The sequence below is a fragment of the Leuconostoc sp. BM2 genome (assembly GCF_002095565.1).
Taxonomy (GTDB): domain Bacteria; phylum Bacillota; class Bacilli; order Lactobacillales; family Lactobacillaceae; genus Leuconostoc; species Leuconostoc falkenbergense.
The window spans coordinates 1-11591 of sequence record NZ_MOWQ01000046.1; the positions used below are offsets into that span (position 1 = coordinate 1).

Sequence of the window (11591 nt, forward strand, 5' to 3'; positions counted from 1 at the left end):
TCCAAGCTACAACTGATACTACTCAATATCAGTGGCCAGCATAATCGATACAGCATGTGGTTGGCGATTGCAGTGATTGTCAGGGCGGCAGTCTTTTAAAGTAGTTAAACTACAGGGGGATCAAACCAATACCAGTTGACCAAAGCCAATGACAATTAGAGACTATCATACGGTGTTCAATTAGTGAAGAGAAAACAGTCATAAAAATAAAAAATAATGTAAGTCTTTAAACTTACTATACGAGGGGATCAGGACATGACAAATATTTTAAATGATGCTTTTAAAAATAAAGGCACAGCTTTTACACAGGCAGAACGTCAACAATATCATATTGTTGGTCAATTGCCACCGGTTGTTCAGACAATTGCACAACAAGCTGCGCAGGTATACGCACAATATCAAACTAAGACATCAGATATTGAAAAACGCAAATTTTTAATGCAAATTTTTGACACGAATCGCGTGTTGTTTTACAAAGTTTTTTCGCAGCACATTGTTGAATTTATGCCAATTGTTTACGATCCAACAATTGCTGAATCAATCGAAAATTATTCAGAAAATTATGTTGATCCACAAGAGGCAGCATTTTTGGATGTCAACCATCCTGAAGCGATTAAAGAAACTTTACTTGGTGCAGCAAATGGTCGCGATATTAAATTAGTTGTTGTCACCGACGCTGAAGGTATTTTAGGTATTGGTGATTGGGGTGTTAACGGCGTTGATATTTCAGTCGGCAAGTTGATGGTATACACCGCTGCAGCTGGTATCAATCCGGAAAATGTGTTGCCAATTGTGATTGATGCTGGTACAAATAATCAGAAATTGCTTTACGATCCACTATACTTAGGCAATCAGCATGAACGTGTTCGTGGGGCAAAGTACGATGATTTCATTGCAAAATTTGTTGACGAAATTGAAGCCGCATTTCCAAATGTTTATTTGCACTGGGAAGACTTTGGACGTTCCAATGCAGCGCGTATCTTGAAGCAATACCAAGATAAAATTCTAACGTTTAATGATGATGTTCAAGGCACAGGCATTATCGTTTTGTCAGGTGTTTTGGGGGCAATGAAGCTGACAGGCAAAAAACTAACTGATCAAACTTATGTCACTTTTGGGGCCGGATCAGCGGGCGCTGGGATTGCAAACCAAGTTTATACTGAAATGGTTAAACAAGGATTGAGTGAAGACGAAGCCCGCAAGCACTTCTACATGGTTGATAAGCAAGGATTGTTGTTTGATGATGATGATACCTTGACGCCTGCGCAACAACCTTTTGCTCGTTCACGCTCAGAATTTACTAATGCTGACGAACTCACCAATCTCACTGCGGTGATTAAAACAATTAAGCCAACCATTTTGGTGGGCACGTCAACCCAACCAGGGACTTTCACCGAAGAAATTGTTCGTGAAATGACTAGCTATGTTGATCGACCAATTATTTTCCCATTATCTAACCCAACCAAGCTCGCTGAAGCAAGTGCACAAGATTTGATCAAATGGAGTAAAGGTAAAGCATTAATTGCCACTGGTATTCCAGCCGCTGACGTGACTTTTGAGGGTGTAACTTACCAAATTGGGCAAGGCAATAACGCTTTAGTTTATCCAGGTTTGGGATTAGGCGCGATTGCAGCACGTGCAAAAGTATTGTCGCAGGGCATGATTTCAGCAGCTGCGCACGCATTAGCTGACACTTTAACAGACGATAGTACGGCTGTTTTGCCACCTGTTTCTCATCTGGATGAATTTTCACAAATTGTTGCTGTTGCTGTAGCGCAAGTTGCCATTGATGAAGGTATCGCACAAGGCGTGACTGATGCTAAGACAGCTGTTGCAGATTTGAAGTGGTTACCAGAGTATTAAATAAACCATATTAAAGACCATTATGGTCTTTTTTTTAATAACTTGTTGTTTTAAAAGCAACAAGTTATGTTATAATAAATTATAAACTTTTTTATTACGAAAGGAATTTATCATGGTTAAATATGCAATTACTGCTGCTACTGGTCGATTTGGCCGCGCAGCTGTGTCACACTTACTAACGCTTGTTGATAAAAAAGACATTGTACTAATCGCGCGAAACGCAGAAAAGGCTAAGCAAGCCTTCAAAGATATCGAGGTACGTGAGGCATCTTATGATAGCGAATCAGCTATGACGAAAGCGCTGTCGGGTATTGATCGTGTGTTATTTATTTCATCGCAGCCGGGTGGCGAAGTGCCACGGTTAGTACAACATCAAAATGTTGTCAATGCTTTGGCAACTAATCATGTGTCGTTTGTGGTTTATACTAGTTTTCCTCATGCTGATGAATCTGAGAATTTCTTGGCGCAAGACCACCGTGGGACGGAACAAGCCATTGTGTCGGCCAAATTATCGCACGCATTTTTGCCAAATAACTGGTATTTAGAAAATGAAACGAGTTTTTTGCAAGCTGCTGCTAGTGATGCTTCTGCTTATTATTGGGCAGACAAAAAAGTACGGTGGGCATTAGAACGTGAATATGCAGAAGCTGCAGCGAACGTCTTAGCTAATGGTGCTGAACGAGAAATTTACGAATTGTCTGGTCCTTCGATTAACTTTGCAACACTTGGCGAGACAGTTAAAAGCACTTTCAATGCGTCATCTACCATTCAGCAAGTTTCTGAAAGTGACTATACATCACAATTAGAAAAAAATGGTTTAGATCATGACACAGCACTTATGGTAACATCATTTCAAACACCCATTGATGATGGCTCATTAGCACATCCTAGTGATGACTTGCCTCAACTCCTGGGACATGATGTGACGCCTTTATCTGAAGCGTTGAAAGAGATTATCAGATAATTGGCAAGCTGTCTATAAAAAATGACATAACAACCTGTGTTATGTCATTTTTTATGCGATACTTATTAGGAAGAAAGTGAGGTCAGCTGATGCGATTTTCATATAAATTAAGTGATGCAATACATATCTTAGCGTTCCTAGATATTTATCGGGATGGCGATTTATCTAGTAAAATGATCGCGGCCAGCATTGGTGCCAATGCTAGTGTTGTCCGCAATTTAATGAGTGAGTTACGAGAAAGTGGGTTTATTACCACAAGGCAGGGCGCGGTAACACCGATGTTGGCCAAATCACCAACAGAAATCAGCCTCTATGATGTCTATATTGCGATTAGTATCGATCACAATTTATTGCATATTGATCCAAAAACTAATCCAGACTGTATTGTTGGCGGCAATATTCAACAAACACTCAATGGTATTTATTCAGACATAGAAACGACAGCTTATGATCGCATGAAGAGTATCAGCATTAGTGATGTGATAAAAGATATTTTGGTGTTACAGCAATACAAAACGAAATAGAATCTGAATCAATCCCGACGAAAAAAATCAGTCATTACAACACTATTCGGATTGAAATTAAACCAACAAATGCAAAGAGGCTCAAAAATTGTGTTAAACCAATTTTTGAGCCTTATTTTATTGCTTATTTAACCAAAGTGGTATTATTAATGTAATCGCTACTACAAATGGAAGGAGACATGAGTTTTATTTGAAACACGAATTGTTGTGGTGACTGAATAATTGGCAGTGAGTGCGATCACCGCTAATTAATAATCACCTGTTACAAGAATTATTGATTTCAAGCTTGATGAATGGAGAATATTTGTATGTCTGAAGAAGAAAAAATTGATGTTAAATCACAAAACAAGAAGGACGATCCTGAGTCAACTGACAAAGAAAATGTCTTTGACCATAATCCTAAAAACGCTGATTACAAAAAGGCGGATTAGGCTTAATTAGAATAACTTAGTAACTAAGTCTTTAATTTGTTTCATACAAAGGAGGCTTTTTTATAAACACTTTTTGACATCTCGCTGTTGATAAGTGATTAGATAGGAAAAAGCGAAGACAGATAAAGGACAGAGTGGAGAAGTATGCAAAACAAAACGAATAAAAAAGTTAAACTTAATTTTTTGAATTACTGCGTTTATGTTATTTCCTTAGGAGGCTTCTTATTTGGTTATGATACTGGTGTGATCAATGGCGCTTTAGCCTTTATGAGCCGATCAGACCAACTAAACCTTACGCCATCATTGCAAGGCATTGTTTCAAGTTCACTAGTGATTGGTGCATGTATTGGTGCACTAGGGTGTGGTAAAGTAGCTGACAAATTTGGTCGTAAAAAAACGCTGCGATTAATTGCGATTATTTTTACGGTGGCAACTGTGTTGTGTGCAGCTGCTGTGAATTTTTGGTCCATGTCAATCTTTAGATTTGTGCTAGGTATTGCGGTCGGTGCGGCTTCAAGTTTATCACCAATGTATTTGGCAGAAATTTCTCCAGATAATTTACGAAGTGCAAATGTTAACAAAAATGCTATTTTCATTGTGCTTGGGCAACTATGTGCCTTTGTTGTCAATGCTATTTTAGGCAATATTTGGTCTGATTGGGGACCAATCTGGCGTGTAATGGTTCTGTCAGCGGCTGTGCCATCTGTGATTTTATGGATTAATTCATTTCATATTAGTGGTAGCCCACAATGGCTGTTATTCAAGCGACGGTTTAATCGTGCCAGACAGTTGTTCCGTCGCTTGGGATTCAAGAATACAAATTCACTGATTAAAAATGAGACTGAAGCGATTGAAAAATCGGATGACCAAGAATTCAGCTGGTCGCGCGCATTGCAAAATAAAAAATTATTATACCTGTTAATCACTGGTATCGTAATAGCATTAATTCAGCAAATTTCAGGTGTCAATACGGTCATGTATTATGGCACTATTTTACTTGAAAAAGTTGGTATGGGCGAGGGCGGTTCGCTGTATGCAAATATCCTAATTGGTGTTGTGTCTGTTATTGCAAGTATTTTTGGGACCCGAATGATTGAGAAAACCAATCATCACCGAATATTGATTATTGGTTTAATTGGTAACGTTGTTTTTTTGGCGTTGTTAGGGGCCATCATGAAATCGACTGTGTTTTCTCAAACAGTCACAAATGCATTGGTATTGATTGCATTGACACTGTTTTTGGCTAATCATCAAGGTATCGTCAGTCCTGTAACTTGGTTGTTATTAGCAGAAATGTTTCCCGGAAAAGTTAAAGCACAATTCATGTCTGTGGCAACAGCGACAACGTGGATTACTAATTTTTTCATTAGTTTAATTTATCCACAATTGATTGCGTGGTTAGGAACAGCCGTTGTCTTCTTTGTGTTTGCACTAACAAATGGTATCAGTATTGTATTATCTATTCTATTTGTTAATAGTCGCAAGATGTCGGATGCTTATCAAACTGCAAAATTATAATATATCAAAGGAGTAATCAGTCAAATGGCAAATTTTTACGTTGATACGACCACAGTTGTCCACGAAATTCCTGACAATAGTCGGCCAAAGTTTTATATGTTTGGTGTACCAAGTTACACCAACATGGGCGATCAAGCTGTTTCGTTAGCAGAGCGCCAATATATTGAAAATGAATTTCCAGAATATCAATACATTGAAATTCTGGAAGAGGATGACGATTACGCTATCCCAGTCATCCAAGAACATTTACAACCCAAGGATATTATCGCTTTTACTGGTGGTGGTAACATGGGTAATTTGTATCATAATCATGAAGAAGCGAGACGGAAAGTCTTTTCCACGTTTGTCAATAATTTGACGATTTCATTTCCACAGTCAATCCATTTTGAGGAAAATGAAGACGGTGAAATTGAAAAGAAAAAAAGCCAGGCAGCATATCGGAAAAATCCAAATCTTGTACTCGTTGCACGTGATGCACAAAGTTTTCATCGCATGCAAACCACTTTCGATAATCCAGTGATATTTACACCTGACATGGTGCTATATATGAATGCTGTTGATCTAAAATTCAAACGTCACGGCGCCTTGTTTGTGCTGCGTCATGACTCTGAGAAAGTGGTTAAGCAAAGTACAATTGATAATATCAAAGAAATGCTTGGGACAGAACGGCCAATTGATCGTGTTGATACTGTTTTAGATGAACCACAAAAAATAACACCAGTTACGCGTGAAGCTTTATTTGACGCAGAACTTGTGTTGTTTTCACATCAAGAAATGATTATCACTGACCGTTGGCATGCGATGGTTTTTTCTGTATTAACAGGTACGCCGTGCTTACTATTTGGTAATAGCTATGGCAAAGGTAAACATGCTTACATTGACTGGTTAGAGCATGTAAACTGGATTGATTATACTGATGAAACTGATATTGACCGTATTAAAGAACTCATGCGTTATCTTGTAGCACAAAAGCGGCATGATTATGATGTTAAAAAGGACTTTAGACAACTACGCGATGTGATTAGAGGTTATGCGCACAAGAGACAAAATGATTGAGACGTCTCCGTTCAAATATTGTTAGTTTAAAATCGTTAATGCGCATTAAACAAACGAAGAGTATTTTCTTGCCAAAGTAAATATTGTTGATTATTTTTTTCGTTGTATATGATAAAATGATGAAATAAAACAATAGAACAGGAAATTATTTTAGTGACCAACGAGCCAGTTTTTCAAAAATTTTTAACAACGAACAAACAACTTTATAAACAAAATATTAATTTGAGAAACGCTGTGTTAAGGAGTCCTCTCGGCAAATTAATTACACCTGAAGAAATGATGATTGAGCAAAATAATCAGTTTTATGGCATTACGGTGGCTGATGTGTTGGTGGCAACATTTTCAACTTACCAAAAAGACGCTGAAACCCTACGATTAGTATCTTTTGCGGTCGATACGTCATATCAACATCAAGGACTTGGATCACGATTGTTTCGCTGGGCACTTGTTGATTTCAAAAAGCAAGGCTATCAACGTGTCAGTTTGTCAGCGCGCGCCTCAGCTCATGAATTTTATTTGAAACAAGGTTTTAAAGACATGGGGAACTCAACGACAAATCAATATCTTGGCGTAGTAGATTTTGATATGCAGTATATGATTTAAGCACGAAAAAAAGCAAAGAATAATTTCATTCTTTGCTTTTTTTGTCCTGTTTTTCCCACTCCGAACGTAATAATGACCACTCGTTCATATCTGCAAATTTACCATTGTTGTATAAGATGTCCTCACGTTTAGTACCATCTAAATGGCAATTTAATTTCTGAGCAACGTGATTACTTGCATCATTATTAACGTCGACATTAATAATAATTTTACGTAGGTTATATTCTGTGAAGCCAATTGTTAGTAAGGCTGTGACGGCACGGTGCATAATATTTTTGTGGTGCCATTGATTGCCTAGCCAATAGCCGATTTCGGAATGTTGGTGTGTTTTATCAATTCGATTAAAACTGACCATACCAACTGGCTGATTACGATAACGGATCACACAATTTAAAGAATCCCCCGTGCCGAAGTGAGTTAGCGTTGTTTTCAGAAACTCTTTTTCATCATCTGCAGAGCGGAGCTGATCAGCCCACGGTAACCATTGGGCCAGGGTAGTACGGCTGTCTTCGACCAGCGCGTACAATGCTTCTGAATCCTGATCTGGTAAGGGCAATGATAGACTAACATCATCGTCATATTTAAAGCTGAACACAAATAAATCTCCTTAAATTAAAACCTTATTTGAAATACATAGTATCTGTCATTATAAACTAATAAAAGTTGCTTGTAAACTTGAAAATAAAAGGCGACGGCCACTCTTTATAGTTCGTTTCTCAAAATACCGTACTTAACTGAATCATAATATTGATTATGCCAATACCTTACTTTTCTAATCACACCTTCTTTTGTCATGCCCACTTTATCACCCAGTTTTTGCATACCGATGTTACCCGACCATGTCGTAAAACCAATATGGGGTAAGTAGTCAAAAAGCGCAAACATTTCGTTGAGCCACTGCTTTAAAGCAACTGCGCCAATGCCCAATCCCCATTTACTGGAATCGTAAATCACAATACAAACCTCTAACCACTGTTTTAGTTTGCCATCATCCCAGTACACTGATACTAATCCAACAATTTCACCGTTATAAATAATGAGTTTTACCATCGGGTTATTAATGTTGGCCGGATAAAAGCGCTGATAAAAATCTTCCCAATTCAGGACAGGATCTTGGAAGTACGGACCATTTAAGCCCATCCATTTCAAGTCAGCGGATGGACCATAGCTGATTTGCCAAAAATATTGTAAATCTTGTGTTTCAATTGGTTTTAATGTGATGTCAGAAGCCATAGGTTAATTCTCCACTTATTATTACTGTTATCTATTTTACACTATCTCTGAAATTAATCGTTTGCTGTTTTTTTTTATTGCATATAATGGTACGATTACCTTGTTTTAAACTAAGGGGGCAACCAGTGGAAACAAAATTTGAAACATTATTTTTTAATCGCGTTAATCAACAATATAAGCCGGTTAAATTGGACAATTTGTTGGCGCAACACCTTTTGATTACTGGTGTGACGGGTAGTGGAAAGTCTACAACGGCACTATCGATTATGATGGGAATGAAGGCGTTCCACCAAAATTTAATTATTCTTGATCCAACTGGAGAATATCAATCAATCCCGAATTCACGACGAGTAGTGCTTGGACGGGATAGTTTTTTGGATGTTAATCATCTGAATGCCAATGAAATTGGCAAAATGTTAGACATCACTCATCCCCAATTATTATCAAAATTACCACTTGCGATTGAAAGCCTGCAAATTTCGCGTAATGTGTTAAAGTCGACAGCTGTTTATAAGAAAATCGATAGAACAAGAGATATTCATCAATTTAACCTTAAACGATTACGCATTGCTAATAAAGACTTCGATCTCAATTTGATTGCTGATCAGTTAATTGAAGAATTTGTCATCCCCAGAAATGATGATAAAGCCGATTTCACGTTACTCGGCCAGCAATACGATCAAGACACGATACAGAGTGTTTGGTCTGATTTAGAAACACTACGATTGGCATTGCGATCATTAAAAGTGACTGAATTACCGGAAGACAGCAGTGATAACCATATTGTTCACTATGATTTTGGCTATTTAATTAATTTGTTTGTAACGCACCGAGCTTCAGAACAAAGCCTAATTATTGATTTATCTGAATACGCAAACGACATACATTTAAGCCAAACTTTAATAGATATTTTAACACGTGAAGTGATGATTAATCGGCAACGCTTCCCGCAGCAATTTCCGGTTGTGGTTTTTATTGATGAAGCACATCGGTACTTGCCAAAGTTAATCGCATCGGACAATGGCATTTTTTCAATTTTACGTGAAGGACGCAAAATTGGCGTTGATTTGATGCTGAGTACGCAAAGTCCGTTAGATTTGTCCGCAAAACTAATCGGACAATTTGGTAGCTTCATTTGTCATCGTTTAGGCAGTCCAGAGGAAGTTGACGTGTTACCACCAGCAATGAAAAAATCTCTACTAGAATTAATGGCATTACCAGTTGGGGAAGCGTTTTTAAAAACGGCAAATTCATCTGATGTTACGTTAGTTCAAATTACACCGGCTAGTGTCGAGCATAATACAAATAATATCTCATTTGACATTTAAAAACAGCTAGTGGTGAAACGTTCAAAGGGGTTCCACCACTAGCTGTTTTTATAGATGATAAGCATTTTGGCTTACAATTACAATATTAAATTTAAAATATCCTGATAGTCGTTTGCGATGTAGGTGGGAGCTGATTTGCTGGTGGCTTGATTTTGATGGGGATTGTACCAGATACTTTTCATACCAACGGCATTAGCCCCTACAATATCGGCTGAAAGGCGATCACCAATCATTACAGTATTGCTGATGTTTCGGTCAGGATTATTGTTTAAGATTGTTTCGAAAAATTGAGGCTCTGGTTTTCTGTAACCAATTTCTTCAGAAATAAAAATTTCATCAAAATAACTGTTGATTCCTGAACCAACTAATCGCTCATGTTGTGTTTTTGCGACACCGTTTGTGCCTACAATTAGTCTAGATCCATTTGATTTGAGTTGTTTTAATAAATTTGTGGCGCCGGGAATAACATGAAAATTATGGTTAAGATGTTCACGATAAATTTGTTCCAATTGTTGACCGTCGGACTTAATGTTTAATTGATTTAGCGTATCAGAAAATCTGCGATTTAGTAGTGGCTGTGCTGCCTCACCAGATTCAATTTGCTGCCAAACATTGGCATTGATTTGACCATATATTTTGAAGGCTTCTTCTATATCGGGGGCACCGGCGTTTTTTAAAATACTACGAACACTTTCATATTCACCACGTTGAAAATCTAGTAAGGTGTCATCTAAATCAAATATGATGTTTTTAATCATGATTATTCTCCTAAGTGATTGACGTTATTTTTAGTATAACCAATGTGATATAATCCAAATATGCTAAATCGCACATTATGGAGGTGAATTATGATTACATCAACCATGATTGATCAGTACAATTTAAAAAGTTTACCAGCGGACGTGTACAAAAATAGTGAAATTCATTATTTTAAGAATGGCGATATGATAACTAGTTCTGAAGAAAATCAAACACAAAAAAGGCTTCTATTATTACTTCAAGGACGAGCCAAGGTCATTTTTTTATCCAATGACGGTGAGAGCACACTGCTAGAATTTTTGAATAGAAATGATTGGATTGGTGAGTTAGAGTTAGTCGGAGTCACTACTAGCTACAAACAGGTAGTATCTTTAGGAAGCAGCGTTTGTTTAGCAATTCCGCAAGCAATAGTAACTAAATATTTGATTAATGATGTTGCTTTTTTACAACAATTTAATCATTATTTGGCTAATAAAATTATCAAACGTACTGATTTGATGTTGACTGCTAAAGCGTATTCATTTAAGGAAAGATTAGCGACTTTTATGCTGAATGACGCTTATAACTCTGAATATAGTGAACCCCATCAACTTGTGATGGAATATTTAGGCATCAGTTATCGACATCTTTTGTACACCTATAACCAACTTGTAGATGAAGGATTTATTGATAAAATTGGTCGTAATAAGTACAGATTAAACATGCAACGTATAGAATCGCTCAGTATTACTGCAACAACAAGTGATCATGCCGAGTTGCAATAATTCAAAATGGTCATTTTAGTAGCAAAAAATAATATACGCAAACTTGGACACCAAAATATGTACGTCGAGGTATTAGCTGAAAATGACGCCTTGGCATTTTACCGTAAATATGGTGGGGATATTGTTGACAGCTGTGATATTAACAGTACGCATCAGGAAAAAATAAAAGCATATATACTAAAATTCTCGATTTTTGAGTAAAACTATAACCTATTTTTATTAAATGATTAATATTACAAATCTTCTTTGGGAAAGTGGTTGATCAGCTTGATAGTATGTTGGTGAAAGCGTCGTTTAAAACCATGACAATATCATGTGTCATGGTTTTTTGGTGTCGAAAAAGGGATGCTAGTTCAATTAATTGACAATATCGAATGCTTGGTATATATTCTATTTGTAATTACGTAAGCGCTTACATAAGAAGACATGTGGTAATAAGTCAAGTGGAAATTAAAATCACGGTTGAATTAAAGGAGGTGAAATATCTTAAAGAAGCGCTATTTTAATAAGCTTATGCATCGATAAAATTTGATGATAAGCTGAATTTA

Annotated in this window: 12 protein-coding genes; 9 read left to right on the forward strand and 3 right to left on the reverse strand. The window is 37.1% G+C overall.

The features are described from left to right. Nucleotides 1-255 precede the first annotated feature (255 nt). From BMG01_RS09350 to BMG01_RS09375, 7 genes are all read left to right on the forward strand, one after another. Complete coding sequence (locus tag BMG01_RS09350) at nucleotides 256-1863, forward strand: malolactic enzyme (protein WP_036067699.1); 1608 nt, start codon at nucleotides 256-258, stop codon at nucleotides 1861-1863. 112 nt (nucleotides 1864-1975) lie between these two features. Then, nucleotides 1976-2827 carry an NAD(P)H-binding protein gene (locus BMG01_RS09355; protein WP_004913842.1) on the forward strand — a complete coding sequence of 284 codons (852 nt, stop codon included), beginning with the start codon at nucleotides 1976-1978 and terminating at the stop codon, nucleotides 2825-2827. A gap of 89 nt (nucleotides 2828-2916) precedes the next feature. After that, nucleotides 2917-3351 carry an Rrf2 family transcriptional regulator gene (locus BMG01_RS09360; RefSeq protein WP_036066962.1) on the forward strand — a complete coding sequence of 145 codons (435 nt, stop codon included), beginning with the start codon at nucleotides 2917-2919 and terminating at the stop codon, nucleotides 3349-3351. A 308-nt stretch (nucleotides 3352-3659) separates the two neighbouring features. Continuing rightward, nucleotides 3660-3782, forward strand: coding sequence for a hypothetical protein (locus BMG01_RS11595; protein ID WP_004913832.1), 123 nt, complete (start codon nucleotides 3660-3662; stop codon nucleotides 3780-3782). A 144-nt stretch (nucleotides 3783-3926) separates the two neighbouring features. Beyond that, a complete protein-coding gene (locus BMG01_RS09365) occupies nucleotides 3927-5300 on the forward strand; it encodes a sugar porter family MFS transporter (protein WP_004913827.1) in 1374 nt (457 codons plus the stop codon). Between the two features lie 24 nt (nucleotides 5301-5324). After that, nucleotides 5325-6356 carry a polysaccharide pyruvyl transferase family protein gene (locus BMG01_RS09370; RefSeq protein ID WP_036067701.1) on the forward strand — a complete coding sequence of 344 codons (1032 nt, stop codon included), beginning with the start codon at nucleotides 5325-5327 and terminating at the stop codon, nucleotides 6354-6356. Nucleotides 6357-6509: 153 nt separating this feature from the next. Further along, complete coding sequence (locus tag BMG01_RS09375; protein WP_004913819.1) at nucleotides 6510-6959, forward strand: GNAT family N-acetyltransferase; 450 nt, start codon at nucleotides 6510-6512, stop codon at nucleotides 6957-6959. 25 nt (nucleotides 6960-6984) lie between these two features. Here the strand turns inward: BMG01_RS09375 and BMG01_RS09380 are convergent, their stop codons facing one another. After that, nucleotides 6985-7554 (reverse strand): GNAT family N-acetyltransferase, encoded by a 570-nt coding sequence (locus BMG01_RS09380; protein WP_036067703.1) that lies wholly within the window; start codon nucleotides 7552-7554, stop codon nucleotides 6985-6987. 107 nt (nucleotides 7555-7661) lie between these two features. Beyond that, complete coding sequence (locus BMG01_RS09385; protein ID WP_004913816.1) at nucleotides 7662-8192, reverse strand: GNAT family N-acetyltransferase; 531 nt, start codon at nucleotides 8190-8192, stop codon at nucleotides 7662-7664. Between the two features lie 125 nt (nucleotides 8193-8317). On the opposite strand from BMG01_RS09385, the gene BMG01_RS09390 reads away from it, so the two are divergent. Continuing rightward, nucleotides 8318-9520 carry an ATP-binding protein gene (locus tag BMG01_RS09390; protein WP_004913814.1) on the forward strand — a complete coding sequence of 401 codons (1203 nt, stop codon included), beginning with the start codon at nucleotides 8318-8320 and terminating at the stop codon, nucleotides 9518-9520. A gap of 77 nt (nucleotides 9521-9597) precedes the next feature. On the opposite strand, the gene BMG01_RS09395 is transcribed toward BMG01_RS09390, so the two are convergent. Continuing rightward, nucleotides 9598-10278, reverse strand: a complete 681-nt coding sequence (locus BMG01_RS09395; protein WP_004913811.1) for a YjjG family noncanonical pyrimidine nucleotidase — start codon at nucleotides 10276-10278, stop codon at nucleotides 9598-9600. A gap of 90 nt (nucleotides 10279-10368) precedes the next feature. Between BMG01_RS09395 and BMG01_RS09400 the strand changes: the two genes are divergently transcribed. After that, nucleotides 10369-11043, forward strand: a complete 675-nt coding sequence (locus BMG01_RS09400; protein ID WP_004913809.1) for a cyclic nucleotide-binding domain-containing protein — start codon at nucleotides 10369-10371, stop codon at nucleotides 11041-11043. Nucleotides 11044-11591: the final 548 nt, after the last annotated feature.

What these genes read in the sequence shown, in the direction of transcription:
- BMG01_RS09350 (WP_036067699.1), top strand. Translation starts at nt 256, where the DNA reads ATGACAAATATTTTAAATGATGCTTTTAAAAATAAAGGCACAGCTTTT.
- BMG01_RS09355 (WP_004913842.1), top strand. Translation starts at nt 1,976, where the DNA reads ATGGTTAAATATGCAATTACTGCTGCTACTGGTCGATTTGGCCGCGCA.
- BMG01_RS09360 (WP_036066962.1), top strand. Translation starts at nt 2,917, where the DNA reads ATGCGATTTTCATATAAATTAAGTGATGCAATACATATCTTAGCGTTC.
- BMG01_RS11595 (WP_004913832.1), top strand. Translation starts at nt 3,660, where the DNA reads ATGTCTGAAGAAGAAAAAATTGATGTTAAATCACAAAACAAGAAGGAC.
- BMG01_RS09365 (WP_004913827.1), top strand. Translation starts at nt 3,927, where the DNA reads ATGCAAAACAAAACGAATAAAAAAGTTAAACTTAATTTTTTGAATTAC.
- BMG01_RS09370 (WP_036067701.1), top strand. Translation starts at nt 5,325, where the DNA reads ATGGCAAATTTTTACGTTGATACGACCACAGTTGTCCACGAAATTCCT.
- BMG01_RS09385 (WP_004913816.1), bottom strand. Translation starts at nt 8,192, where the DNA reads ATGGCTTCTGACATCACATTAAAACCAATTGAAACACAAGATTTACAA.
- BMG01_RS09395 (WP_004913811.1), bottom strand. Translation starts at nt 10,278, where the DNA reads ATGATTAAAAACATCATATTTGATTTAGATGACACCTTACTAGATTTT.
- BMG01_RS09400 (WP_004913809.1), top strand. Translation starts at nt 10,369, where the DNA reads ATGATTACATCAACCATGATTGATCAGTACAATTTAAAAAGTTTACCA.